Origin of the sequence: Streptomyces sp. NPDC048002 (assembly GCF_040653275.1) — a bacterium.
Classification (GTDB): Bacteria; Actinomycetota; Actinomycetes; order Streptomycetales; family Streptomycetaceae; genus Streptomyces.
In genome coordinates this window covers 1-24,532 of sequence record NZ_JBEZNL010000040.1, presented here as the reverse complement: position 1 = coordinate 24,532, position 24,532 = coordinate 1, and the positions used below count along the sequence as shown (strand labels likewise).

The window sequence follows — 24,532 nt, the reverse complement described above, 5'->3', positions numbered from 1 at the left end:
AGCCAGGCGCGGGTCGCGGTCCTGGACCGAACCGCGATGAGTTCCGCCCACCCGCCCGGTCTACCGCTCGTGGACGCCATGACACCCGCGGTACTCGTGCTGACCGGCCCCGTCACCAAGGACGACGTGACGGGGTGGTGCGATGTCGTGCGCGCGCTGCTGGAGCCGCCCGGTGCCCGCGTCGTGGTGTGCGACGTGGGAGGGCTCGGCCCGCCGGGGCTCGCCCACGTCGACCTGCTCGCCCGGCTCCAGTTGACCGCCCGCCGCCGCGGCGGCCGGATACGCCTGCGCGACCCCGACCCGGCCCTGCCCGGCCTACTGGACCTGGTCGGCCTCCGCTTCGAGGTGGAGGGGCAGCCCGAACAGAGGGAACCAGCGCTCGGTGTCCAGGAAGCAGTGGAACCCGGTGATCCGGTCGCCTGAGATCTCCAGCACCTGCACCGCCCACGCGGTGTGGCCGCCGCTCTCCTCGTCCGGCTTGTAGTGGGCGAAGCCCGGCAGACCGTTGGCCTGGACGGGCCGCAGCCGGGAGTCGGCACAGGACGCGCCGAGCGTCGTCATGAAGCCGGTGATGTCCGCCGGGCCGGTCAGCCACAGGTCGAACGGCGGCATCGTCATGATGGCGTCCTCGTGCAGCAGCGCCGTCAGCGCGGTCATGTCGTACCCCTCGAAGGCGGCGACATACCGCTCCAGGAGTTTCTGCTGCTCCTCGTCCAGCGGGTCGGACACCGCGGCGTCGGCGCCCTGCTGCTCCCGCTCGGCGAGCGTCGCGCGGGCCCGCTGGAGGGCGCTGTTGACCGAGGCGACCGAGGTGCCGAGCAGTTCGGCGACCTCGCTCGCCCGCCACGCCAGCACCTCGCGCAGGATCAGCACCGCGCGCTGCTTGGGCGGCAGCTGCTGGAGGGCGGCCATGAACGCCAGCCGCACCGACTCCTTGGCCACCGCCGCCTCCGCGGGGTCCTGCACGGTCGGCAGCACACGGGCGTCCGGCATCGGCTCCAGCCAGGTGTGGTCGGGGCGGGGGGAGAGCGCGGCGCGGGCGAGCGGCGTGGACTCGGTCAGGTCCATCGGCCGGGCCCGCTTGTTGCCCGCGTTCAGCATGTCCAGGCACACATTGGTCGCGATGCGGTACAGCCAGGAACGGACGCTGGAGCGGCCCTCGAACTTGTCGTAACTCCGCCACGCCCGGACCAGCGTGTCCTGCACCGCGTCCTCGGCCTCGAAGGACGAGCCGAGCATGCGGTAGCAGTACCCGGTCAGTTCCGTCCGGTACCGCTCCAGTGTGGCGTCCAGGTCCGTCGTCGTCGCCGTGTCGCTCATCGTCCACCCACCCCTGTGGCCGTGCCTGTGTCGTACGCCTCATTGCGTCCAGCACTTCGGAAGCTACCGCAGCCCACTGACAATGGCCCCCGGAGCCGGAGAACAAGCAGGTCAGGGCGCTGAGTCGGGGAGGGTGGACCAAGGCCCGGGGCGGCTCAGGCGGCGGTCGCCAGCCGGTCCTGCCGCACGCGGGCCGCCGCCAGCGTGCCGAACACGGTGATCGTGACGACGCCGGCCACCGCCAGCAGTCCGACCCCGACCGTGCCCGCCCAGCCGCTCGCGTGGAAGGCGAGGGCGCCGACCGTGCTGCCCGCGCTGGAACCGATGTAGTACGCCGACTGGTAGAGCGCCGAGGCCTGGGCGCGGCCGTGCGTCGCCGTCTTGCTGACCGCCGACGAGGCCACCGCGTGACCCGCGAAGAAGCCGGCCGTGATCAGCACCAGGCCCAGCAGCACCAGCGGCAGCGAGTCGGCCAGGGACAGCAGCAGACCGGCCGCCGTGGTGCCGCCCGCCGCGTACAGGGCGCCCCGGCGGCCGAGGCGGCCCACCAGACGGCCCGCCGTCGACGCCGACACCGTGCCCACCAGGTACACCAGGAAGATCGAGCCCACGACGCCCTGCGCCAGTCCGAACGGCGCCTCCGTCAGGCGGTAGCCGATCGCCGTGTACACGCCGCCGAACACCGTCATGAACAGCGCGCCGATCGCGTACAGACGCCGCAGCAGCGGGTCCGCGAGGTGGTCGCGGACGGTACGGGCGAGGACCCGCGGCCGCAGCGAACCAGCCACGAAGTGCCGCGGCGCCGGCAGCAGCAGCCGGAACGCCACCGCGCAGCCCACCGCCAGCAGGCCGATCGCGCCGACGGCCACCCGCCAGCCCCACTCCTGCGCGACCCAGCCGGTGATGACCCGGCCGCTCATCCCGCCCACGCTGTTGCCCGCCACGAACAGGCCGATCGCCGTGACCAGCGCCTTCGGACGGACCTCCTCGGCCAGGTACGCCGTCGCCGAGGCCGGCAGCCCCGCCAGCGCCGCGCCCTGCACCGCGCGCAGCGCGACCAGGGCGGTCAGGTTCGGCGCGAAAGGGACCAGCAGTCCGACGGTCACCGCGACCGCGAGCGAGCCGGTCATCACCGTGCGGCGGCCCCAGCGCTCCGACAGCGCGCTCATCGGCAGGACGAACAGGGCCAGACCGCCGGTCGCCGCCGCCACGGTCCAGCTCGCCTCGCCGGCCGTCACCCCGAAGTCGCCGGAGATCAGGGGCAGCAGCGCCTGGGTGGAGTAGAGCAGGGCGAAGGTCGCCACACCGGCGAGGAAGAGGGCGAAGCTCATCCGGCGGTAGCCGGGGCCGCCGGGAGTCAGACGGGAGTCGGAGGCAGGGACGGAGGGTGCGGCGCCCACGGTGGTGGACGCCCCGGTACTGGCGGGAGACATGCTTCGAACCTACGGACGTGCTTACTGATCCGTCCAATGCATGGAATCGTCATAATCGTTCCCATGGAGCATCAGCAGAGGTCAGAGGGGCGACTGTCACCATCCAGTGACACAGAAGACATGGCGATGTTGCTGGCCCCGCGGCTCGCCTACTTCGCCGGAGTCGCCCGCACCGAGCACGTCACGCGTGCCGCGCAGGAGATGGGGGTGCCTCAGTCGACGCTGTCCCGGGCCATGGTCCGCCTCGAACAGGACCTGGGCGTCGAGCTGTTCGCCCGGCGCGGGCGCACCGTCTCCCTCACTCCGGCCGGGCGGTCCTTCCTCGCCTCCGCCGAACGTGCCCTCGCCGAGATCGAGCGGGCCGCCGACGAGGTCCGGGCGGACGCGGACCCCGCCACCGGGAAGGTCGCCTTCGGCTTTCTGCACACCATGGGCTGGGAGACGGTGCCCGGTCTGATCAGCGCCTTCCGCGCGGACCATCCGCGGATCCGGTTCAGCCTGGTGCAGAACTACGGCGAGGCGATGATCGAGCGGCTGCGGGCCGGGGAGCTGGACCTGTGCCTGACCTCGCCCGTGCCGGACGCGCCCGATCTGGTCGCCCGGCGCCTCGACGAGCAGAAGCTGCGGCTGGTCGTGCCCGCCGACCACCGGCTCTCCGGGCGCCGTCGGATCCGGCTGGCGGAGGCGGCGGAGGAGACGTTCGTGACGCTGGAGCCCGGGTACGGGTTGCGTCGGATCACCGACGATCTCTGTCGGGAGGCGGGGTTCAAACCCCGGGTGGCGTTCGAGGGGGAGGAGGCGGAGACGCTGCGGGGGCTGGTCGCGGCGGGGTTGGGGGTGGCGCTGCTGCCCCCTCCGGCGGTGGCGCGGCCGGGGGTGGTGGAGCTTACGGTCACCGCTCCGCGGGCGGTGCGGGAGATCGGGGTGGCGTGGTTGGACGGCCACCCGGACACTCCGCCGGTGGCGGCGTTCAAGAAGTTCCTGCTGTCGAAGAGGGGCAACTTGCTCCCGTCGTAGCGCGGGCGCGCCGCCGCGGTGGCTGGTCGCGCAGTTCCCCGCGCCCCTGGAAAGACGCCCTCCCGCCCCCGAAGAACAACCGCAACCACCCACCCCCCAGGGGCGCGGGGAACTGCGCGAGGAACCACGGCGTTGCCGCACCCGAAGAACGGCGGTCATCCCCCCCCCCAGGGGCGCGGGGAACTGCGCGAGCAACCACAGCGCTGCCGCACCCGAAGAACGACGGTCATCCCCCCCAGGGGCGCGGGGAACTGCGCGACCAGCCGTGATGGCGCCGCAGGAGGGGCCGCGCCCCCGGGCGAGGTCAGCGGTGGCGGCCGAAGCCGGAGGCCAGCGGCATGCGCAACCCCAACGGCGGCGGCGCCGCGAACGCGTCCTCGACCGGCCGCGCGAAAGCCCGCCCGAACAGCGCCCCCATCACGAAGTCCTCCGCCAGCGCATGCACTTCGTCCCGGTGCTGATGCAACCCGTGCCCGTCGGAGTGCACTTCGAACCGGCACACCTCCCGGTTCGCCTTCTTCGCCCGCGCCGCCAGCCGGAACGACAACTCGGGATCGGCCCGCTGGTCGTTCGTGCCGTGCACGATCAGCACCTGCCGTCCCGCGAGGTGTTTCACCGGTTCGGGTGGTGCGGCCACGTCCTCCTCCGGCAGCCAAGGAGCTATGGCGAGGACGGAGTTGACGGCCTCGTGGCCGCCCGCCCGCAGCGCGGCCCGCCCGCCCATGCCGATCCCGGCGAGGCACACGGGCACGTCGCCGTAGCGCCGTACCGCCTCCTCCGCCGCCCAGTCGGCGTCCCGCGCCAGGTTCGCCTCGTTGCCGTTCCAGCCGCGCCAGCGGTAGTGCACGGCGTGCGCCGCGAGCCCCTCGTGCCGCGCCGCGCGGGTCAGCCGGCGGCCGAGCGCGCGGACCGAGGCCGCCGCCAACAGCGCGGACGGACGGCGATGTGACGTCTCGTCACCCGCGGGGAGCAGCAGAACCACCCCGCTCACCGACGTCGGTTCCGGTCCGAGCGGTCTCCCCAGCCGGGCCGTGCGAGCCGGCGTAGCTTGCTGTGCCATGGCAGAACAGTGTCAGAAGCATTGGTGTACGCCACCCGTACGTGCGGTCACCGTTGCGTATCGACGGAAAGGCGCAACAGGTGATCTACGCGCGTAGGAGTTAGAGTGCGGAAATGACGAGCCAGACCATCGCGAACACCCCGTCGCCGGAGCAGATCCGCCGGGCGCCCAAGGTTCTGCTGCACGACCACCTCGACGGCGGACTGCGCCCCGGGACCATCGTCGAACTCGCCCGCGACAGCGGGTACTCCCAGCTCCCCGAGACCGACCCGGACAAGCTCGGCCTGTGGTTCCGCGAGGCCGCCGACTCCGGCTCGCTGGAGCGGTATCTGGAGACCTTCTCCCACACCGTCGGCGTGATGCAGACCCGCGAGGCCCTGGTCCGGGTCGCCCGCGAGTGCGCCGAGGACCTCGCGGAGGACGGCGTCGTCTACGCCGAGGTGCGGTACGCGCCGGAGCAGCACCTCGACGGCGGCCTGAGCCTCGAAGAGGTCGTCGAGGCCGTCAACGAGGGCTTCCGGGAAGGGGAGCGGCTGGCCCGGGAGGGCGGTCACCGCATCCGGGTCGGCGCCCTGCTCACCGCCATGCGACACGCCGCCCGCGCCCTGGAGATCGCCGAACTCGCCAACCGCTACCGGGACCTGGGCGTGGTGGGCTTCGACATCGCCGGCGCCGAGGCCGGCTTCCCGCCCACCCGGCACCTCGACGCCTTCGAGTACCTCAAGCGCGAGAACAACCACTTCACCATCCACGCCGGCGAGGCGTTCGGACTGCCCTCGATCTGGCAGGCCCTCCAGTGGTGCGGTGCCGACCGGCTCGGGCACGGGGTGCGCATCATCGACGACATCGAGGTCAAGGACGACGGCACGGTCCACCTCGGCCGGCTCGCCTCCTACGTCCGCGACAAGCGCATCCCGCTGGAGATGTGCCCCAGCTCCAACCTCCAGACCGGCGCCGCCGCCTCCTACGCCGAGCACCCGATCGGCCTGCTGCGGCGGCTGCACTTCAGGGCCACCGTGAACACCGACAACCGGCTCATGTCCCACACCAGTATGAGCCGGGAATTCGAGCATCTTGTCGACGCATTCGGTTACACGCTCGACGACATGCAGTGGTTCTCCGTCAATGCGATGAAATCAGCGTTCATTCCTTTCGATGAACGACTCGCCATGATCAATGACGTCGTCAAGCCCGGCTACGCCGAACTGAAATCCGAGTGGTTGTTCCAGCAGACGGCCTCCACCAGCGGTTCTGTGGCCGAAGAGAGCTGATTGCGGGTCTTGCCGGGCAGGAAATGCGGGCGGGTGTTCACCATCCGTCCGCATTTCGATGTTTGCGGCGGGCGGGCCGGGATGTTTACGGTCGAGAACCGCTCACATCCCCGTCATCCCATTTCGAGGACGCATTCAATGAAGCAGTCTGCTGCCAAGACCCTCGGTGTCGCCGCCCTCGGTGCCGCCTTCGCCGCCGCCGGCGCGGGCGCCGCGAACGCCGCCCCCGCCGTGCCGGACGCCGGCTCGGCGCTGGACACGGTGACCCGGACGCTGCCCGCGGAGAACGTCACCAAGGCGCTCCCGGGTGCCGGTGAGGCACTGGCTCAGGGGCAGAGCGCGATCGGTACGAGCGTCGCCGCCGCGCAGCCGGTCGCCGAGAAGATGCTCGCCGACGGCCCGACCAAGCCGGTCGCCGGTCTCCTCGGCGGACTGCCCGTGCAGGGCCTGCCCACCAAGGGCCTGCCCGTGAACGGCCTGCCGCTCGGCTGAGCCGTCCCCGGCCGCACCGACGGGGCGCACCCCTTGGACCCGGGGTGCGCCCCGTCGCCGTGTGTGCGCCGGCCGCGGACTACCAGGCGGTGCTCGCCTTGCCCTCCTCCGCGGGCAGGAAGAACCACAGCGCTATGTAGAGCAGGAACTGCGGCCCCGGCAGCAGACAGGAGACCAGGAACAGCACCCGCATCGTGTTCGCGGAGGTACCGAAGCGTCGCGCCAGCGCGGCGCACACTCCGCCGATCATGCGGCCGTTGGTGGGTCGGGCGAGGCGGGACATCTGCGGCTCCTTCGTGAGCGTCGGTCGGAGGCGTCCGCTTCCGGGCTGCCTCATCTGCCTTCCACGCTACGGAGACGAAGGGGGCAAAGCATCGCTCTACGGTGCGATCCCGACCCTGGGAATCGTCGGGGTCCGACCCTGAGGAGCCTCCTCCCTCAGGCCCGTCGTCACCCGCTCCCGCTCCGTCCTGCGGCGGAGCCAGTGCCGGGCCGCCGGCACCACGACCGCGTGCGCGAGAGCCACCCCGGCGGTGTTCAGCAGCAGGGAGTCGACGTCCACGACCTGACCGGGCACCGCGGTCTGGAGCAGCTCGATGCCCAGCGAGATCAGCGCCCCCGCCGCCACCGTACGGATCAGCGACGCGAGCGGGGAGACGGAGATCCGGCCGTGCACGGCCGGCAGCAGCACCCCGAGCGGAGCGAGCAGGGCGAGCCCCTCGACGATCCGCCGGGCCCCCGCCTGCCAGCCCTGCGCCAGATCGGCCTCTATCCCGGCGAACGGCCGCAGGTTGGGCGGCAGGACCCAGGGGACGTCCAGCGGACGCAGCGTGAGCCACGCGACAAACGCGAGGTGGGCGGCCAGGAGGCCGCCGGCTGTCACACGGGTGCGGAAGGCGGCACTGCCGCCGTCGCTGGAGCCTTGACGCTGCACGACCCCCTAGACGCGGTCCCCGGTGCGGTTGGTTCCGGGCACCCGCCGCCGGTCCGCGTCAGTTGCCCGCGGCCTCGGAGGACGGGGGCTCCTCGGTGCCCGGCCGCGCCCGTACCTCGTCCGTGCACTCGTAGCGCCGCAGCGGGTCGCCGTCCGGGCCGCCCAGGACCACCGACCCGTCGCCCTCGCCCGCCTCGGAGTCGGAGAAGGTGCAGACGATCTGGGCGAGGGCCACGGGAGCGAGCGCGTCGGGCGGGGTGCTCAGCCGCAGTGTCTCCTCGGGGTCGCCGGAGCGGGGACCGGTCACGGACAGGCCGCCGCGCACCTCGGTCGTGTACCCGGCCTCCAGCTCCGCCTCCGACGGCGTCGCCTCCAGTTCGTCCAGCAGCCCCTCGGCGACCAGCACCCGGCGCTGCGAGTCCGGCGCGCCCTCCGGCACCCGTACGGTCCGGTCGACGGCCACCAGCGAGGAGCGGCAGAGCAGGAAGACCTGGGCGGGCACCCCGCGCGAGACCTGTGTCGACACCTCGGGGTCGGCCATCGAGCACCGCACCCGGGACGGCGCGGGACCGAAGTCGGTCGGCACCTCCGTGGCCCGGATCCCGCACCCCGCGAGCACCCCGGCTAGCAGCGGAAGCGCCAGCAGACGGCGTACGGTCGGCAGACGGCGTGCGGCCGTCGGACGGCGTACGGGCATCAGGCGTCCCCCTTCGAATCCGCGCCCTCGTTCTCCTCGGTCTCCGTCAGCGCCGAGGCGTCCCGGGGCAGCCGCAGGGTGAACACCGCGCCGCCCTCCGGGGAGTTGGCGGCGGTGATCTCCCCGCCGTGGATGTGGGCGTTCTCCAGGGCGATGGAGAGGCCCAGACCGCTGCCCTCGGAGCGGGGGCGGGAGGCGCTCGCCTTGTAGAAGCGGTCGAAGACGTGCGGGAGGACGTCCTCGGGGATGCCGGGCCCGTGGTCCCGTACCGCGATGACGATCTCCGCGCCCTTCGGGTCCTGGGCGTCCTCGGTGGCCTCGCAGGCGCGCACGGACACCCGTACCGGGGAGCCGCCGTGCTTGAGGGCGTTGCCGATGAGGTTGGCCAGGATGACGTCCAGCCGGCGCGGGTCGAGCCGGGCGTGCACCCCGCGCTCCGCGTCCAGGTCGACGGCGTCCAGCCAGGCGCGCGCGTCGATGCAGGCGGTGATCTGGTCGGCGAGGTCCACGTCGTCCAGGACCAGCCGGGCGGTGCCCGCGTCGAAGCGGGTGACCTCCATCAGGTTCTCGACCAGGTCGTTCAGACGCCGGGTCTCGCTGACCACCAGCCGCACGGCCGGCTCGATCATCGGGTCCATCGACCCGGTCTCCGCCTCCAGCTCCTCCTCCAGCACCTCCGTCACGGCGGTGATCGCGGTGAGCGGGGTGCGCAGCTCGTGGCTCATGTCGGCGACGAACCGGCGCGAGGCCTCGTCCCGCGCGGCCATGTCGTCGACGCGCTTCTCCAGCGCCGCGGCCGCGTTGTTGAAGGTCCTTGACAGATCAGCGAGTTCGTCGGTTCCGGACACCCTGAGCCGGGTGTCCAGCCTGCCCTCGCCGAGCCGGCGGGCGGCCACCCCGAGCCGGTGCACGGGCTTGAGCACGGTCGTGGCGGCGGCCTGCGCGAGCAGCGCGGAGCCGATCAGCGCCAGGCCCGTGGCGATCCCCAGCGACCAGGCCAGCGAGTTGAGGTCCTTGGCCTCCGGCTCAAGGGACTTGAGCATGTACCCGGTCGGTCCGCCGCCGATCACCCGGGTCCCGGCGACCAGATAGGGCGTGTCGTCCTCGGCCACCATCCGCTGCCAGTACAGGTGGTACGCGTACTTGTTGGCGGAGGTGATCTCCTGCTCCTCGTTCACCGCCTCGCGCAGCGACTCGGGCACGTCCTTGAGGGTGAAGCCGCTCAGGCCGCCGGAACTCCCGGAAACGGTACGGCCGTCGGGGTTCTCGGCGACGAGCAGCACGCTGAAGCGCTGGCTGCTGTTGGCCATCTGCCCGGCGGTGCGCTGGAGTTCGTCCTGTGTCGGCCGCTCGGGCAGCACCCCCGCCCGGCTCTGCATCTCCTGCTGGAAGTCCCGCAGCACCGCGTCCTGGGTACGCGTGAGCACGGCCTCGCGGTTGAGCCAGTACGCGATCCCGGACGCGGACACCGCCGCGGTCAGCGCCACCGCGCCGAAGACGACCACCAGACGCAGCCGCAGACTGGTGAAACGCAGCCGTGACCAGACTCCCTTGCGACCCGCGAACCAGCCGCGGACCCCCCCTTGCGCCGATGTCACTGAGGCGCGTCCAGCCGGTAGCCGACACCACGGACCGTACGGATCAGCGTCGGGGACGAGGGCACGTCCTCGACCTTGGCGCGCAGCCGCTGCACACAGGCGTCGACCAGGCGCGAGTCACCGAGGTAGTCGTGCTCCCACACCAGACGCAGCAACTGCTGCCGCGACAGCGCCTGTCCGGGCCGCCGGCTCAACTCCAGCAGCAGCCTCAGCTCGGTCGGGGTGAGTTGGAGGTCCTCGCCGTTCTTCGTCACCGTCATCGCCGCGCGGTCGATGACCAGACTGCCGAAGGCGGCCGCGTCGTTGGACTCCCGCTCCCCGCGCCGCAGTACGGCCCGGATCCGGGCGTCGAGGACCCGGCCCTGCACCGGCTTGACGACATAGTCGTCGGCGCCGGACTCCAGTCCGACCACCACGTCGATGTCGTCGCTGCGCGCGGTGAGCAGGATGATCGGCAGCTGGTCGGTGCGCCGGATGCGACGGCACACCTCGAAGCCGTCGATGCCGGGCAGCATCACATCCAGCACGATCAGGTCCGGTCGTTGCTCACGCAACAGCTTCAGGCCGTCCTCACCGGTGGCAGCCGTGGCAACCCGGTGACCCTGGCGCGTAAGAGAAAGCTCCAGGGCCGTGCGGATGGCGTCGTCGTCCTCGATCAGCAACAGGGAAGGCACGGGGCTCATTCTGGCCCATGGCAGGGCGGTCTTTCGACACCTGTACAGGTACGTGGCCGTACCGCTGCGCTCTGTGACCGCGCTGTGCGCCGCACGGGAGGAACCCCTGTGACACGTCTGTGACAGTCGGCGGACACGGCGATGAAGTGGCCCGGGCAAGCTTTTCGGCACAGGCAAGGAACGCAGGCCGAAGACCGGAAGTCCACGACGGGGGGCGCGAGATGAACACGCTGCACAGCTCAAGCACCAGCGCAGTTGTCACGCGTCTGCACGACGTGCACGGGGGCCGGGGTTCGGAGAAGTCCGGTGCCGTGAGCGGGCGGGGGTGCGCTCGCGGCGCCGGACGTCAGCACACCGCGTACATGACGGTGGTTGACGGCTTCACGGGGGAAGCACACGGGGGAAGCGCGTACAGGGAGGGCTCGGGGGAGCGTCGCTCGCTGTCGGAGGCGGAGTTCACCGCCTACGTCCAGGAGCGCCGCGCCTCCCTGTACGCCACCGCCTACCACCTCACCGGTGACCGCTTCGAGGCCGAGGACCTGCTCCAGAGCGCGCTGTTCTCGACCTACCGGGCCTGGGACCGGATCAGTGACAAGGCGGCCGTCGGCGGTTACCTGCGACGGACGATGACCAATCTGCACATCAGCGCGTGGCGCCGCCGCAAGCTGAACGAGTACCCGACCGAGGAACTGCCGGAGACGCCCGGTGACACGGACGCGATGCGCGGCACCGAGCTGCGCGCGGTCCTGTGGCAGGCGCTCGCCCGGCTGCCCGAACTCCAGCGGACGATGCTGGTCCTGCGCTACTACGAGGGCCGCACCGACCCGGAGATCGCGGACATCCTCGACATCAGTGTCGGCACGGTGAAGTCCAGCATCTGGCGGTCGCTCCGCCGGCTGCGCGAGGACGAGGTCCTCAGCTTCGGCCGTGACGAGGAGGACGCCTTCGGGGAGCTCGTCGCCTGAAGGCTGTGGGGGGAAGCACAACGGGGGAGCGGTAACCGGGGGGCTCACGGGGATCACGGGGGATCACGGGGGAGAGCGCCACGGGGGAACAACGGGGGAGCGAGTACGGGGGAGCACCACAGGAAAAGGGAGCGGGACTGGAGGGCCGGGGGGTCCGTCCAGTCCCGCTCTTCCTTGTGCCCGGGGGGCTCGACAGGCCTCGACAGGCCTCGACGGCGCCTAGACCGGCGTACGCGCCGCCGCGTGGCGGCCCGCGGCCGCGTCGGCGAGGCGGCCCATCGCCTCGTCGCGGTCGCAGGCGTACGCGCCCAGGGCCGTCTGCCGGGCCACGATCGCCCGCTCCGCGCGCATCAGGCGCCAGCCGCGGCGCAGCAGGAAGGGCACCGACTTGCGGCCCTCCCGCAGATCCCGGAGGAAGCGGCGGCGGAACGTCTTCACCGGCCCGCGGCTCAGGCACAGCGCGTCGGCCAGCAGCCCCAGTTCGCGGCAGCGGGTGACGATCTCGGCGGCGAAGATGCCCTCCGCGACGAAGAGCGGGGTCCGCCCGATGTCCACGGGCTCCTCGCCGGTGCGGGCGCTCAGCGAGAGGTCGTAGACGGGAACCCGCGTACGGCCCGTGCGGCACAGTTCGCCGATCGCCGCCACCGCCTTGTCGGCGTCCCAGGACTCGGGGTGGTCCCAGTCGATGTCGGAGCTCGCCAGGACCAGGGGCAGCGTGGGGTCGTCGGCCTCCTTGTAGAAGTCGTCGAGCCGCAGCACCGGAAGGCCGGAGCGGGCCGCGAGGAGGGACTTGCCGGAGCCGGAGGGGCCGCAGAGCAGCACGACTCGCGCGGATATGGGCGGATGGGAGCTCACGGAACACCAATATGAGGCATTAACCCGCCGTTCATCGACTCCGCGGGTCGGCTTTGAAGCGCGCGTCACACCTCAACTACCCTACGTGTCGACCTGATTACCCAGTGCGTCAGAAGGTGGCAACAACCGATGGCCGGACCAGCGCCCTTCCCCCACTCCACCGCCCGGCGAGCCCTGGCCGTCCTCGCGACCGCCGGTGCCGCCCTGGGCGCCACCGCGTCGACGGCCGCCGCCGCGGATGCCGAGCCCGTCCTGGACGTGATGCGCACCCGCCCCACCTCCCTGGGCCAGGTCGACCCGCAGGCCGGCCTGAAGGCCGTCACGGGCAGCGTGGGCCATGTCACCGGCACGCTCACGGCCCTCAAGCCCAACCCGCTCGCCGGTACGGGAGTCGACCCGCTCGACAACGGGATCGGCACCCAGCTCGCCGACTTCCAGCCGCTGACCTCGCAGATGCTGACGGGCCCGGTGGCCCAGGCCGAGTCGATCGGGAGCATCCCGGTGCTCGGGCAGGCCGCGGGGCTGCTGAACGGCTGACGGCACACGTGGAGCCGCGCCCCTCGCGAAGGGAGCGGGGCGCGGCTCTCTCTGCTCTCGTCAGGGTGTGCGGCCGAGGTGGGTGACCATGATGTGGATGAGGTCGTTGTCGATGACGTACAGGACCCGGTAGTCGCCGACGCGGAGGCGGCGGATGTCGAGTGACCCGTACGGAGTCGATGTCGCCGGGCGGGGGTCGTCGGCCAGTTTGTCGATGGTGTCGAGGACCAGAGCGAGGCCGCTCGGGTCCTCCTTCAGGAACCGGGCCGCCGCGTCGAGGGCGTGTGGTTCGAAGACGATCTCGTACTTCACTGCTGTTCGAGCCCCAGCCGTCGACGGACCTCCGCCATTGGGATGCCGGGTCCGAGGGTCCCCTCCGCCTTGCGCCGCTGGTAGTCCGCCACTGCCAGGGCGTCTTCGAAGTCCTCTATCACCTGCGGTGACACGAGGAGGGCGGCCACGTGTCCGTGGTCGGTGAGGGCGATGGTCTCGCGGCCGTGGGCGGCGCGGCGGACCAGGTCGCCGAGCTGGGAGCGTGCGGCGCTGATGGCGATCTCAACCATGCGCGCATCATTACACACGATGCATCTTGTGAGCAATTCATGTGTCTATATGACCGCCCTGTCGGGAGCCGTCCCTGACGCCGTTGACGAATCGCTGCCCCGAGGGCGCGAAGAAGGGCCGCGGCTCCTCCGGACGGTGAGGAGTCGCGGCCCTCGTCTCAGCGGGACCGTCGGGTCAGTACGCCGAGCCCGACGCGCCCAGCGAACCCGTCGGGTGCCAGACCGTCTTCGTCTCCAGGAACGCCGTCATACGGTCGATGCCCGGGGTCTCCGAGTAATCCACAGGCTGTGGACGGAGGACGCGCTTGAGGTTGTCGGCCGCGGCGATCTCCAGTTCCTTCGCCAGGTCCTCGTCTGCGCCCGCGAGGTCGATGGCGTTGACGTCCTGGTGTGCGGCGAGCGGGGCCGCGATCTCCGCCGTACGGCCGGACAGCACGTTCACCACGCCGCCGGGCAGGTCGGAGGTGGCCAGTACCTCGCCCAGGGAGAGCGCCGGGAGCGGGGACCTCTCGCTCGCGATCACGATCGCCGTGTTGCCGGTCGCGATGACCGGGGCGACGACGGAGACCAGGCCCAGGAACGAGGACTCCTGGGGGGCCAGGACCGCGACCACGCCCGTCGGTTCGGGGCTGGAGAGGTTGAAGTACGGGCCCGCGACCGGGTTTCCGCCGCCGACCACCTGGGCGATCTTGTCGGTCCAGCCCGCGTACCAGACCCAGCGGTCGATCGTCGCGTCCACCTGGGCGGCGGCCTTCGACTTCGACAGGCCCTCGGCCTCGGCAACTTCGCGCACGAACTGCTCGCGGCGGCCCTCCAGCATCTCCGCGACGCGGTAGAGGATCTGACCGCGGTTGTACGCGGTCGCGCCCGACCAGGGTCCGACGGCCTTGCGGGCGGCGACCACCGCGTCACGGGCGTCCTTGCGGGACGAAAGGGGCGCGTTGGCCAGCCAGTTGCCCTTGGAGTCCGTCACCTCGTACACCCGGCCGCTCTCCGAACGCGGGAACTTCCCGCCGACGTACAGCTTGTAGGTCTTGAACACACTGAGTCGGTCAGACATCGAGGTACGCCTCCAGGCCGTGGCGACCGCCCTCGCGGCCGAAGCCCGACTCCTTGTACCCGCCGAACGGCGAGGTGGGATCGAACTTGTTGAACGTGTTGGACCAGACGACACCGGCCCGGAGCTTGTTCGCCACCGCCAGGATGCGGGAGCCCTTCTCCGTCCAGATGCCCGCCGACAGGCCGTACGGCGTGTTGTTGGCCTTGGCGACGGCCTCGTCGGGCGTACGGAACGTCAGCACCGACAGGACCGGGCCGAAGATCTCGTCGCGGGCGACGGTGTGCGCCTGGGTGACGTTCGTGAAGAGCGTCGGGGCGAACCAGTAGCCGCTCTCCGGCAGTTCGCAGGCGGGGGACCAGCGCTCGGCGCCCTCGGCCTCGCCCCGCTCGACGAGCGAGGTGATCCGGGAGAGCTGCTCCTCGGAGTTGATCGCGCCGATGTCGGTGTTCTTGTCCAGCGGGTCGCCCAGGCGCAGCGTGGAGAGCCTGCGCTTGAGGGAGTCCAGCAGCTCGTCCTGGACCGACTCCTGGACCAGCAGGCGCGAGCCCGCGCAGCAGACCTGGCCCTGGTTGAAGAAGATGCCGTTGACGATGCCCTCGACGGCCTGGTCGATCGGGGCGTCGTCGAAGACGATGTTGGCGCCCTTGCCGCCCAGTTCGAGGGTGACCTTCTTGTGGGTCCCAGCGATCGAGCGCGCGATCTGCTTGCCGACCGCGGTGGAACCGGTGAAGGCGACCTTGTTGACGTCCGGGTGCGCGACGAGCGCGGCGCCCGCGTCGCCGTAACCGGTGAGGATGTTGACGACACCCCTGGGCAGGCCCGCCTGGCGGCACACGTCCGCGAAGAAGAGCGCGGAGAGGGGGGTCGTCTCGGCCGGCTTCAGGACGACCGTGTTGCCGGTCGCCAGGGCCGGGGCGATCTTCCATGCCAGCATCAGCAGGGGGAAGTTCCAGGGGATGACCTGGCCGGCCACGCCCAGCGGCTTGGGGTCGGCGCCGAAACCGGCGTGACCGAGCTTGTCCGCCCAGCCCGCGTAGTAGAAGAAGTGCGCGGCGACCAGGGGCAGGTCGGCGTCGCGCGTCTCCTTGATCGGCTTGCCGTTGTCCAGGGTCTCCAGGACCGCCAGCTCACGGCTGCGCTCCTGGATGATCCGGGCGATCCGGAACAGGTACTTGGCGCGCTCGGAGCCGGGCAGCGCCGACCACTTCTCAAACGCCTTGCGGGCGGCCCTCACCGCGCGGTCCACGTCCGCCTCGCCGGCCTGGGCGATCTCGGACAGGACCTCCTCGGTGGCGGGGCTGACGGTCTTGAAGACCTTGCCCTCGGCCGCCTCCGTGAACTCGCCGTCGATGAACAGGCCGTAGGACGGGGCGATGTCGACGACCGAGCGGGACTCGGGGGCCGGTGCGTACTCAAAAGTCATGTCGATCAGTCCACCGTCACGTAGTCGGGGCCGGAGTAGCGGCCGGTGGCCAGCTTCTGGCGCTGCATCAGCAGGTCGTTCAGCAGCGAGGAGGCGCCGAAGCGGAACCAGTGGTTGTCCAGCCAGTCCGCGCCGGCCGTCTCGTTGACCAGCACCAGGAACTTGATCGCGTCCTTCGTCGTCCGGATGCCGCCGGCCGGCTTCACACCGACCTGCACCCCGGTCTGGGCGCGGAAGTCGCGGACCGCCTCCAGCATCAGGAGCGTGTTCGCCGGGGTCGCGTTGACGGCGACCTTGCCGGTCGAGGTCTTGATGAAGTCGGCGCCCGCGAGCATGCCGAGCCAGCTGGCCCGGCGGATGTTGTCGTACGTCGAGAGCTCGCCGGTCTCGAAGATGACCTTCAGGCGGGCGGCGCCCGAGGCCTCCTTCACGGCGACGATCTCTTCGTAGACCTTCAGGTACTTGCCCGCGAGGAAGGCCCCGCGGTCGATGACCATGTCGATCTCGTCGGCGCCCGCGGCGACGGCGTCGCGCACGTCGGCCAGCTTCACGTCGAGCGCGGCGCGGCCCGCCGGGAAGGCGGTGGCGACCGAGGCGACCTTCACGCCGGAACCGGCGACGGCCTCCTTGGCGACGGCCACCATGTCGGGGTAGACGCAGACCGCGGCCGTGGTGGGGGTCGAGCGGTCGGTCGGGTCGGGGAGGACCGCCTTGGCGCCGAGCGCCCGGACCTTGCCCGGGGTGTCCGCGCCTTCCAGCGTCGTCAGGTCGACCATCGAGATGGCGAGGTCGATCGCGTACGCCTTGGCGGTCGTCTTGATGGAACGGGTGCCGAGGGAGGCGGCGCGCGCCTCCAGGCCGACCGCGTCGACGCCGGGCAGCCCGTGGAGGAAGCGGCGCAGCGTGGTGTCGGACGCGGTCACGTCCGAGAGGGCCTCGGCTGCGGTGGGTGCGTTGGTGGGCATGGTCACAAGACGAGCATATCTACGCGCGTAGCGGCTGTACAGCCCCGGGTGCTCATCTTCGGAGTCGCCACCGCGAATGAGCGCCCGGGAGCGCGTCGGGCACAATCGGGGCCATGACGACCCCGGAACACTCCTCATCGGCGCCGCGACCTCCGGCCCCCACCTCGCGGGACCGGGTGTACCGGTCGCCCATGGGCATCGTGGGCGGGGTGCTGCTGATCGGGACCGTGCTGTGGCTCGGCATCGACGCGCTGACCCAGGGGTCGGGGCGGGCGCCCTGGCTGGCGCTGGCCGCGATGATCCTGCTGGTGCCCGTGGTGGCCGCGTTCACCCTGCGGCCCGCCGTCCACGCCAACGAGGAGCGGCTGCGGATCCGCAACCCGCTGCGGGTCGTCGTGCTGCCCTGGGCGCGGGTCGCGTCCCTGCGCTCCGGCTACTCCAACGAGGCCGTCACCGAGTCCGGGGCGAAGTACCAGCTGTGGGCGATTCCCGTGTCGCTGCGGGCCCGGAAGAAGGCGGCGAGGCGCACCGCGCGGGCGGAGTCCGAGCGCAAGCGCGGCAGCCGGGGTGAGGGCGGCCGGGGCGGTGGCCTCGGCTTCGGGTTCGGCGGCGGGCTCACGGGCGGCGGGTTCGGGGGCGGTGCCGCGGCCGAGGCCGACGGGCCGATCCGCGCCGAGACCGACAAGGTGATGGACGAACTGCGGGAACTGTGGGAGACGAGCCAGAAGAACGGGGTCCCGTCCGGGTCCGAGCCGGGCGAGGTGAGCGTGCGCTGGGCGTACGAGGTGATCGCGCCCGCGCTGGCGGGAGCGGTGCTGCTGGTGGTGCTGCTGGCTGTCGGCTGAGGGGGGTGCGTGTGCCCACCCGGTGGGCGGGGGGCGGTGGCGTGCGCCTTCGGCCGGGGGCCGGTGACTGCGTCGCCGGCCGGGTGTCTGGCGGCCTGTGTCTTCGGCTGGGTGCCTGGCGGCCTGTGTTTCCGGTGGGGTGTCTGGTGGCCTGTTCGTTTCGGCCGGGGGCCGGTGACTGCGTCTTCGGCCGGGTGTCTGGGGGCCTGCGTTTCGGTGGGGTGCCTGGCGCCCCACGTCTTCAGCCCGGTGTCTGGCGGCCTGCGTTTTCGGCGGGTGCCGTGACCTGCGTCTCAGCCGCAACCAACCCGGCCCTTCAGCTGTCTGACGAGCGATGACTACTCACGTACAGCCGCCGCTGCCCCGGCCCCTGGGCGAAACCCGCGTGCCCGAGGGGTGCCGGCCCTGGAGTGCCGAGCAGGCCCGCCGGTGGACGCGGGCGCTGCCGCCCCGATGGGTCCCCGCCCGGGTCTACGGGCGCTACGGCGAGTTCCTGTCGTTCGCGCTGGTCGGCGTCTCCGTGGCACTCGGTCTGGCCGGGCTGGAGCCGTATCTGGCGGCGCTGCTGCCGCTGCTGGCCCTGTGGGTCCTGCGGTCGCCCGAACTGGTGCGGATCGGCGCCCCGGCGCTCGTGGCCGCCGCCGTACTGGAACGGGCGGAGTGGCCGGCCCTCGTGGCGGCCGTGCTGTACGCCGGGGCCGCCCTCGTCCTCGGCGAGACACGGCTGTGGACGCGGGGGCGGCAGCGGGCGACCGCGCTGGCGGCCACCGGAGGGGTCACGGCGCCCGCCCCGGGGGCCCGTCTGCCGCTGCGGCGGGGCGTGTGGCTCGGCACGGCCGGGCTGCTGGCGCTGGCTGCCGGTACGGTGGTCGCCGCCCTCGGCGGGGCGGCCCAGGGCTTCCTGATGGCGGGCCTCGGGCTGACCGCCCTGGTCTCCGCCGTGCTCGGGCGGATCCGCGCCGGGCGGCTGCGGTCGGGGACCGTGCCGGTGCTGCGGGTGCTCGTACGGGAGGACCCGGCGGCCCGGACCGAGGTGTACGCCGCCGACGACGTGGACGCGCTGCGACCGCTGTTCATCGTGTCCGCGATGCCGCTGGACCTCGACGAGGACGACGACGAGTCCGGACCCGAGGAGGACGAGGCCGACGAGGCCGACGCGGACTCCGAGGACGGTGCCGAGGACGACGAGGCCCTGTTCGACGCGCTCGACGACGACGAGCCGGGCCCGCTGCGGGAGGCCGTGCTGTACGGGCTGCCCTACGACGGCGCCGAGGTCGTGATCGTCAGCGCCGACGAGGAACCGGACGGGCCGCCCGTCGTGGAGCGGTCCAGCGGGCCCGTCCGTCCGCTGGCGGCCCGCCGGGCGCCCGACGCCGTGGTCGGGGCGAAGGACGTCATGGCGAGGGACGTCGCGGCGGCCCCGCAGCCCGAGCTCACCTGGCGTGCCGGGTGGCTCGACGTGCTCGCGACGCTGCTGCTGGCGCAGTGGGGTGTCTGGCTCGGGTGGGGCACGTTCACCGACAGCGGTACTCCGCTCTGGGAGCAGGCGCTGGTGGTCGTGCTGGGCGTGGCCGGCGCGGCCCGGATCCCCGTGAAGCTGCGCTGGCGCATCACCGCCGACCGGACCGGGCTGTGGATCAACGGGCTGTTCAAGGAGACCCACGTGCCCTGGGACGACCTCCGCCTGGCCCGCGCCCAGTCGCTGGAGCTGCGGCTGAGGTGGCGGGGCGGCGGGCGCTGGGCGGTCTCCGCGCCGCGTTGGACGTGGCTGGAGCGGCGGCGCGGGCTGACCCACCCGTACGCCCTGGCAGCCGCCCGGCTCACGGCCCTGCGCACCGACCCGGACCTACGGCCCACCGGCGACAGCGACGAGCGCGGCCGCCCACTGTGGCCCTGGGCCCTGCTGCTCGCCGTCGGCTGGATCGCGGCGGTGGTCGTCGCCAGGGCGGGGATGTAGGCGGGTAGCGGGTAGGCCGGGGGCGGTGCGGGCTCTTCGTCCCGTCTGAGGACCGGGGCTGCCGTGGCCGGTGGGGCGGCGGGTGGACTCCGTCACGGGAAGGTGTTCCAGTGCGGGGCCGTGCGGGTCCAGGCCGTGTCCCACTCGGCGAGGTTGTGGCGTTCCAGTCTGCGGGACGCGTAGCCGTAGAGGGCCAGGGCCGCCAGCGGGACCGCCATCGCCGTGAGCAGCACGTGGCCCATCGTGCGGCTGCGGACCTGTTCCCGGCTGAGGGGCGGCTCGGTGAGGGTGCCCTCCGCGCCCACCCAGACGCGGACGACGGCACCGGCGGGCAGGCCGGGGGTGACGTCGGTGACGGCGGTGCGGGCGCGGTCGTCGGGGCCGGTGTAGCGGACGGTGACCGGGTACAGGGTCTGCCGCGCCTCGTCCGACCCCGGTTCGGGGTGGCGGGGCGCGTCCCGTACGAGGAAGGCGTCTGTGTGATGCCGGGTGGCGGCCTCCCGCCGCGCGGTCTCCTGGAGCCGCTCGTGGGCCGCCTTGCCGGCCAGGTACATCGCGGGCGGCGTGGCCGCCAGGACGGCGAGGAGCAAGCCCAGCGCGATCCACGCCTGCACCAGATCCGAGCGTCGGCGCAACGGATTGCGGCGCCATCGCCACAGCACGAGCCGCGGGAGGTCTTCGGGAGGGGGCTGCCCGGCGTGGAGCGAGCCGGCCACGGTGTCTCTCCTTCCTGGTCGGACGGACCGCCGTCAGAGCGGGCGCGCTCCCGGGGCCGAGGGGTGGGTGCCCGCGGCCACCAGGAGCCTGGCGGCGCCTCGGACGGCCGCGGTGTGCGGGGCGGGTACGGGGTTGACCGGGGCGTGCAGCCGGTCGACGAGGCGGTACGTGAGGTCGGGGCGCAGCGCGCCGCCGCCGGCCAGCAGCGCGCCCGCCCGCAGGGCGTCGACCGCCTGGGAGGTGGGGTCCTCGTCGAGCATCGCGGTCACCATCGCGACGACCGCGTCGACGATCCGCGCGGGCGGGGTGGCGCGGTCCAGGTCCTGGGTGCCCAGCGCGGTGTGCCGGGCGTCGGTCACCGCGCCGTCGACGAGGAGCGCGACCTCGGTGAGATGCGCGCCGAGGTCGATGACGAGCAGGGGACGGCTCTGGTCCGCGTCGGCCGCCATGGCCACGGCCCGCGGGGCGGGCACGGTCAGCACCGTGTGCGGTCCGAGGACCTCCACCGCCGTACGGGCCGCCGTGCGGAACGCGCTCCCGCCGAGCGCCGGAGCGGTCAGGACGATCATGCGGTGGCCGAAGCGGGGCAGGCGGTGGCCGAGCATGCGGTCCAGCATGCGGGCCGTGCCCGGGGTGTCGACGATCGCGCCCCGCTGGATCGGGTGGATGCCGCCGTCGCCGGGGAAGGTCACCGTGGGCATGTCGAGGACGACCCGGCGGCCCGCCACCCAGGCCCGGGTCCGGGCGCTGCCCAGGTCGAGCGCGACCCCGGAGGCCTTGCGGCCGCGTGGCCAGGGGCGCTGCCGTGCGGCCGTGGCCGGGAGGCCCGCCGCGGCGGTCATCGGTCCGCCTCGCGTACCTGCTGGCAGCGGGCGCAGTAGCGGGCCTGCGGCACGATCAGCAGCCGTTCGCGGGCGACGGGCCGCAGGCACAGATGGCAGCGGCCGTACCCGCCCTGGTCCATGCGCGCCAGGGCGGCCTCGACATCGGCGAGGACCATCCGGGCGGACGCGGCGAGCTTGTTCCTGACCTCGGTCCGGGACGTGGACCACGGGTCGGGCGGCCCTTCCGCGCGACCGGTCGCGAGACGCGCGGCGCCCGCGATCTGCCGCAGCTGCTCCTGACGGAACAGCAGCTGCTCGTGCAGGTTCTCGCGGAGCGCGGCGAGGTCCTCGGCGGACAGGGACGACGACGTGCCGTGGTCGGCGACGGTCCGGCGGTGCGTCACTTCGCGGTGCATCACTTCACCCCTCGGGCAGGGCGGGAGACAGGGAACAGGGAGACGGGGAGACAGAGGGAACAGGGCGGCGGGGCCCGTGAGTCAGCCCTCGGTGCGCTGGCAGGGCACGCAGAAGCGGGTGTAGGGCAGGATCTCCAGGCGCTCGACCGGGATGGTCCTGGCGCAGCCCATGCAGGTGCCGTGACTGCCGTCCGCGAGGCGGGTGAACGCGGCCTCGATCTCCTTGAGGACCCGCTCGATGGTCTCCCGCTGCACCGCCATCATGTGCTCGTCGGCGCCGTCTCCGGCCTCGCCGACGGCCCGCAGCTGCGTCAGCCGCGCGTTGCGCTCGTGTTCGAGGCGCTGGTGGACGTCGTGCGCCGGCATTCGCCCGGGGCGGGCTTCGGCGCGGGGCGTGTCGAGCGACATGGTGAGTCCTTCTCTCAACTAGGGGGCGTACGGCGAGGGCGGGAGGCGGGAAGTCCCAGGCCGTCGCCCTCGACGGGCCGACCGGGGGGAACGGCCGGCCCGCTGCTCCCACGGTGGCCGAAGCGCCGCGCGAAACCCATCGGGCCCGATACCCATCTGTGGCGGGTCCCGCCGCCCATACGGACCTGGGCGACCGCTCGTACGGACCTGGGTATCCGCCCATACGCACCTGGGCGACCGCCCATACGCACCTGGGCACGGCGCGGCCCGGAAATGGGGCCTGCGCCCCATCGACGGCGCGGTCCGGGGCGGGCAGCCTGGAGCGGCGAGCCGGTCAGGGCCGGTGGCAGCGGTTCACGCCAGGAGTGCGCGGTGACCGACAGTGGAGACACAGAGCCGTGTCATGTGAGGAAGGCGTCACTCCGGTGTCCTTGTTCTGGCGGATCTTCGCTCTCAACGCGGTGGTGCTCAGTACCGCCACCGCGCTGCTGCTGTGGGCTCCGGTGACCGTCTCCGTGCCAGTCGTGCTCACCGAGGCCGTCATCCTCGTGGCGGGCCTGGCCGTCATGCTCGTCGCCAACGCGGCCCTGCTGCGCATCGGGCTGGCCCCGTTGGACCGGCTCACCAAGCTGATGACCACCGTCGACCTGCTGCGCCCCGGACACCGGCTGCCGGAGCGGGGCCGCGGGGAGATCGCCGAACTGGTCCGCACCTTCAACGCCATGCTCGCCAGGCTGGAGCACGAACGGGCCACCAGCAGCGCGCGCGTCCTCCTCGCCCAGGAGGGCGAACGCCGCCGTATCGCGCAGGACCTGCACGACGAGGTCGGCCAGAGCATGACCGCGATCCTGCTCGGCCTGGAGCGGGCGGCCGACCAGGCGCACGAGCCGCTGCGCGGGGAGCTGAGACAGGCTCAGGAGATCACCCGGGAGAGCCTCGACGAGGTCCGCCGCCTGGTACGCCGGCTCCGCCCCGGGGTTCTGGACGACCTGGGCCTGATCAGCGCCCTGACCTCGCTCACCACCGAGTTCGCCACCCATGCCGGGATGCGCGTGCGGCGCAGCTTCGCCACCGACCTGCCCGCTCTGGACGACCAGACGGAACTGGTGCTGTACCGGGTGGCCCAGGAGGCGCTCACCAACGCCGCCCGGCACGCCGAGGCGGGCCAGGTCGAGGTGAGCCTGCACCACGGCGAGGGGACGGTGGTCCTGTCGGTCGTCGACGACGGCCGCGGAACCGGCGTCCTGCGCGAGGGCGCGGGCATCCGCGGCATGCGCGAACGGGCCCTGCTGGTCGGGGCCGCGCTGGAGATCACCTCCCGACCCGGGGCCGGGACACGGATCCGTCTGACCGTGCCCGTCCCCAGAAAGCCGTCACCATGACCCAGCCGTCCAAGGTCCGTATCCTCCTCGCCGACGACCACGCGCTGGTCCGGCGCGGGGTGCGGCTCATCCTCGAACGCGAACCCGACCTGGAGGTCGTCGCGGAGGCCGGGGACGGCGCCGAGGCCATCGAGCTGGCGCGCGCCCACGACATCGACCTCGCCGTGCTGGACGTCGCCATGCCCCGGATGACCGGTCTCCAGGCGGCGCGGGAACTCGTCGGGCACCGGCCGGGGCTGCGGGTGCTGATGCTGACGATGCACGACAACGAGCAGTACTTCTTCCAGGCGCTGAAGGCCGGCGCCAGCGGATACGTACTGAAGTCGGTCGCCGACCGCGACCTGGTCGCCGCCTGCCGGGCGGCCATGCGCGACGAGCCGTTCCTCTACCCGGGCGCGGTCACCGCCCTCATCCGCAACTACCTCGACCGGGTCCGCCACGGTGAGGAACCCCCCGACCGGGTGCTGACCGTGCGCGAGGAGGAGGTGCTCAAGCTGGTCGCGGAGGGCCACTCCTCCAAGGAGATCGCCGAGATGCTCTTCATCAGCATCAAGACCGTCCACCGGCACCGGGCGAACCTGCTGCACAAGCTCGGCCTGAAGGACCGGCTGGAGCTGACCCGCTACGCGATCCGGGCCGGCCTGATCGAGCCCTGATCCCACCGACCGCCTCAAGGCTCCGGCTGCCCACTCCCCGGCCGGGGCCTTGAGGCTCACCCGGTACCCGCCGGTACTCGCCGGTACCCGCCGTCACTAGCCGACACTCGTCGGCACCCGCCGCCGCACCGGCACGCACCGAGGAGGGGGACGGCATGACGCGCTCCACGCACACCGCGCCCCGCCCCGGCCCCCGCGCGGCGGCGGTCGCCGCGCTGCTCGCCCTGCTCGCGGCCGTCCTGATCCCCTCGGCGCCGGCCGCCTCACCTGGCCCGCCCTCCACGGCCGCCGTGACGGCATCCGCGAACGCCGATCCGTACGGGAAGGCCCGACCGTACGCCGCCGACGCGCCCCGCGCCGCCGACACCCCGCCTGCCGCCGACCCCCCGCCTGCCGCCGACCCCCCGCCTACCGCCGACACGCCGCGCGCCGCCGACGCGCCCCGCACCGCCGACACCCCGCC

28 protein-coding genes and 1 pseudogene are annotated in these 24,532 nt (G+C 72.6%); 11 read left to right on the top strand and 18 right to left on the bottom strand.

Going from position 1 to position 24,532, the window contains the following annotated elements:
* The first annotated feature begins 36 nt into the window (after positions 1-36).
* On the top strand, positions 37-423 hold the full coding sequence (locus AB0E07_RS32895) for an STAS domain-containing protein (protein ID WP_362260317.1): 387 nt from the start codon (positions 37-39) through the stop codon (positions 421-423).
* Here AB0E07_RS32895 and AB0E07_RS32890 read toward each other — a convergent pair.
* Together AB0E07_RS32890 and AB0E07_RS32885 are read right to left on the bottom strand one after the other, a co-directional pair.
* Positions 316-1,320, bottom strand: coding sequence for a sigma-70 family RNA polymerase sigma factor (locus tag AB0E07_RS32890; RefSeq protein ID WP_362260315.1), 1,005 nt, complete (start codon positions 1,318-1,320; stop codon positions 316-318). The two genes, AB0E07_RS32895 and AB0E07_RS32890, sit on opposite strands and share 108 nt — an antisense overlap.
* A gap of 155 nt (positions 1,321-1,475) precedes the next feature.
* Positions 1,476-2,753 carry an MFS transporter gene (locus tag AB0E07_RS32885; protein WP_362260313.1) on the bottom strand — a complete coding sequence of 426 codons (1,278 nt, stop codon included), beginning with the start codon at positions 2,751-2,753 and terminating at the stop codon, positions 1,476-1,478.
* A gap of 63 nt (positions 2,754-2,816) precedes the next feature.
* Here AB0E07_RS32885 and AB0E07_RS32880 point away from each other — a divergent pair, with 63 nt between their 5' ends.
* Positions 2,817-3,770: a LysR family transcriptional regulator gene (locus AB0E07_RS32880; RefSeq protein ID WP_362260311.1), complete on the top strand. Its 954-nt coding sequence runs from the start codon at positions 2,817-2,819 to the stop codon at positions 3,768-3,770.
* Positions 3,771-4,074: 304 nt separating this feature from the next.
* Here AB0E07_RS32880 and AB0E07_RS32875 read toward each other — a convergent pair whose 3' ends face one another.
* Positions 4,075-4,830: a prolyl oligopeptidase family serine peptidase gene (locus AB0E07_RS32875; protein WP_362260309.1), complete on the bottom strand. Its 756-nt coding sequence runs from the start codon at positions 4,828-4,830 to the stop codon at positions 4,075-4,077.
* A gap of 113 nt (positions 4,831-4,943) precedes the next feature.
* Here AB0E07_RS32875 and AB0E07_RS32870 point away from each other — a divergent pair, with 113 nt between their 5' ends.
* Together AB0E07_RS32870 and AB0E07_RS32865 are read left to right on the top strand one after the other, a co-directional pair.
* Positions 4,944-6,101 carry an adenosine deaminase gene (locus tag AB0E07_RS32870; protein ID WP_362260307.1) on the top strand — a complete coding sequence of 386 codons (1,158 nt, stop codon included), beginning with the start codon at positions 4,944-4,946 and terminating at the stop codon, positions 6,099-6,101.
* Between the two features lie 138 nt (positions 6,102-6,239).
* Positions 6,240-6,593 carry an ATP-binding protein gene (locus tag AB0E07_RS32865; RefSeq protein ID WP_362260305.1) on the top strand — a complete coding sequence of 118 codons (354 nt, stop codon included), beginning with the start codon at positions 6,240-6,242 and terminating at the stop codon, positions 6,591-6,593.
* 79 nt (positions 6,594-6,672) lie between these two features.
* On the opposite strand, the gene AB0E07_RS32860 is transcribed toward AB0E07_RS32865, so the two are convergent.
* From AB0E07_RS32860 to afsQ1, 5 genes are all read right to left on the bottom strand, one after another.
* Positions 6,673-6,876, bottom strand: coding sequence for a PspC domain-containing protein (locus AB0E07_RS32860; RefSeq protein ID WP_362260303.1), 204 nt, complete (start codon positions 6,874-6,876; stop codon positions 6,673-6,675).
* A gap of 96 nt (positions 6,877-6,972) precedes the next feature.
* Positions 6,973-7,527, bottom strand: a complete 555-nt coding sequence (locus AB0E07_RS32855) for a VanZ family protein (RefSeq protein WP_362260301.1) — start codon at positions 7,525-7,527, stop codon at positions 6,973-6,975.
* 58 nt (positions 7,528-7,585) lie between these two features.
* Entirely contained in the window at positions 7,586-8,224 is a 639-nt protein-coding gene (locus tag AB0E07_RS32850; protein WP_362260299.1) for a hypothetical protein, read from the bottom strand.
* A complete protein-coding gene (locus tag AB0E07_RS32845) occupies positions 8,224-9,822 on the bottom strand; it encodes a HAMP domain-containing sensor histidine kinase (protein ID WP_362260297.1) in 1,599 nt (532 codons plus the stop codon). Before AB0E07_RS32845 ends, AB0E07_RS32850 begins: the two co-directional genes overlap by 1 nt.
* The gene (gene afsQ1 / locus AB0E07_RS32840) at positions 9,819-10,496 is read right to left on the bottom strand and encodes a two-component system response regulator AfsQ1 (RefSeq protein WP_041819431.1); all 678 of its coding nucleotides are present in this window, start codon (positions 10,494-10,496) and stop codon (positions 9,819-9,821) included. Before afsQ1 ends, AB0E07_RS32845 begins: the two co-directional genes overlap by 4 nt.
* 221 nt (positions 10,497-10,717) lie before the next feature.
* Here afsQ1 and AB0E07_RS32835 point away from each other — a divergent pair, with 221 nt between their 5' ends.
* On the top strand, positions 10,718-11,461 hold the full coding sequence (locus AB0E07_RS32835; RefSeq protein WP_362260295.1) for a SigE family RNA polymerase sigma factor: 744 nt from the start codon (positions 10,718-10,720) through the stop codon (positions 11,459-11,461).
* 219 nt (positions 11,462-11,680) lie between these two features.
* Here AB0E07_RS32835 and AB0E07_RS32830 read toward each other — a convergent pair whose 3' ends face one another.
* Positions 11,681-12,385 (bottom strand): uridine kinase, encoded by a 705-nt coding sequence (locus tag AB0E07_RS32830; protein ID WP_362260293.1) that lies wholly within the window; start codon positions 12,383-12,385, stop codon positions 11,681-11,683.
* Between the two features lie 60 nt (positions 12,386-12,445).
* Between AB0E07_RS32830 and AB0E07_RS32825 the strand changes: the two genes are divergently transcribed.
* Entirely contained in the window at positions 12,446-12,853 is a 408-nt protein-coding gene (locus AB0E07_RS32825; RefSeq protein ID WP_362260291.1) for a hypothetical protein, read from the top strand.
* Positions 12,854-12,913: 60 nt separating this feature from the next.
* On the opposite strand, the gene AB0E07_RS32820 is transcribed toward AB0E07_RS32825, so the two are convergent.
* The 5 genes from AB0E07_RS32820 to deoC form a co-directional block, all read right to left on the bottom strand.
* Positions 12,914-13,165 carry a type II toxin-antitoxin system RelE/ParE family toxin gene (locus AB0E07_RS32820; RefSeq protein WP_362260289.1) on the bottom strand — a complete coding sequence of 84 codons (252 nt, stop codon included), beginning with the start codon at positions 13,163-13,165 and terminating at the stop codon, positions 12,914-12,916.
* Positions 13,162-13,416, bottom strand: a complete 255-nt coding sequence (locus AB0E07_RS32815) for a type II toxin-antitoxin system Phd/YefM family antitoxin (RefSeq protein ID WP_133049980.1) — start codon at positions 13,414-13,416, stop codon at positions 13,162-13,164. The genes AB0E07_RS32820 and AB0E07_RS32815 overlap by 4 nt, the downstream gene beginning before the upstream one ends.
* 175 nt (positions 13,417-13,591) lie before the next feature.
* Positions 13,592-14,476, bottom strand: coding sequence for an aldehyde dehydrogenase family protein (locus tag AB0E07_RS32810; protein ID WP_362260286.1), 885 nt, complete (start codon positions 14,474-14,476; stop codon positions 13,592-13,594).
* A complete protein-coding gene (locus AB0E07_RS32805) occupies positions 14,469-15,905 on the bottom strand; it encodes an aldehyde dehydrogenase family protein (RefSeq protein ID WP_362260402.1) in 1,437 nt (478 codons plus the stop codon). The genes AB0E07_RS32810 and AB0E07_RS32805 overlap by 8 nt, the downstream gene beginning before the upstream one ends.
* Complete coding sequence (deoC, locus tag AB0E07_RS32800) at positions 15,905-16,864, bottom strand: deoxyribose-phosphate aldolase (protein WP_362260284.1); 960 nt, start codon at positions 16,862-16,864, stop codon at positions 15,905-15,907. The genes AB0E07_RS32805 and deoC overlap by 1 nt, the downstream gene beginning before the upstream one ends.
* Positions 16,865-16,977: 113 nt before the next feature.
* On the opposite strand from deoC, the gene AB0E07_RS32795 reads away from it, so the two are divergent.
* Positions 16,978-17,709: a PH domain-containing protein gene (locus AB0E07_RS32795; protein WP_362260282.1), complete on the top strand. Its 732-nt coding sequence runs from the start codon at positions 16,978-16,980 to the stop codon at positions 17,707-17,709.
* 334 nt (positions 17,710-18,043) lie between these two features.
* Positions 18,044-19,666: a hypothetical protein gene (locus tag AB0E07_RS32790; protein ID WP_362260280.1), complete on the top strand. Its 1,623-nt coding sequence runs from the start codon at positions 18,044-18,046 to the stop codon at positions 19,664-19,666.
* A 92-nt stretch (positions 19,667-19,758) separates the two neighbouring features.
* Here AB0E07_RS32790 and AB0E07_RS32785 read toward each other — a convergent pair whose 3' ends face one another.
* The 4 genes from AB0E07_RS32785 to AB0E07_RS32770 all read right to left on the bottom strand — a co-directional run bounded on the left by AB0E07_RS32785 (position 19,759) and on the right by AB0E07_RS32770 (position 22,031).
* A complete protein-coding gene (locus AB0E07_RS32785; RefSeq protein WP_362260278.1) occupies positions 19,759-20,382 on the bottom strand; it encodes a hypothetical protein in 624 nt (207 codons plus the stop codon).
* A 33-nt stretch (positions 20,383-20,415) separates the two neighbouring features.
* Positions 20,416-21,225, bottom strand: coding sequence for a rod shape-determining protein (locus AB0E07_RS32780; RefSeq protein WP_362260276.1), 810 nt, complete (start codon positions 21,223-21,225; stop codon positions 20,416-20,418).
* A complete protein-coding gene (locus AB0E07_RS32775; protein ID WP_362260274.1) occupies positions 21,222-21,623 on the bottom strand; it encodes a TraR/DksA C4-type zinc finger protein in 402 nt (133 codons plus the stop codon). Before AB0E07_RS32775 ends, AB0E07_RS32780 begins: the two co-directional genes overlap by 4 nt.
* An 81-nt stretch (positions 21,624-21,704) precedes the next feature.
* Positions 21,705-22,031, bottom strand: a complete 327-nt coding sequence (locus AB0E07_RS32770; protein WP_362260272.1) for a TraR/DksA C4-type zinc finger protein — start codon at positions 22,029-22,031, stop codon at positions 21,705-21,707.
* 425 nt (positions 22,032-22,456) lie between these two features.
* On the opposite strand from AB0E07_RS32770, the gene AB0E07_RS32765 reads away from it, so the two are divergent.
* From AB0E07_RS32765 to AB0E07_RS32755, 3 genes and pseudogenes are all read left to right on the top strand, one after another.
* Positions 22,457-23,413: a sensor histidine kinase gene (locus AB0E07_RS32765; RefSeq protein WP_362260270.1), complete on the top strand. Its 957-nt coding sequence runs from the start codon at positions 22,457-22,459 to the stop codon at positions 23,411-23,413.
* Positions 23,410-24,069, top strand: a complete 660-nt coding sequence (locus AB0E07_RS32760; RefSeq protein WP_362260268.1) for a response regulator transcription factor — start codon at positions 23,410-23,412, stop codon at positions 24,067-24,069. Before AB0E07_RS32765 ends, AB0E07_RS32760 begins: the two co-directional genes overlap by 4 nt.
* A 155-nt stretch (positions 24,070-24,224) precedes the next feature.
* Positions 24,225-24,532, top strand: a pseudogene (locus tag AB0E07_RS32755) (hypothetical protein); the annotation flags it as partial.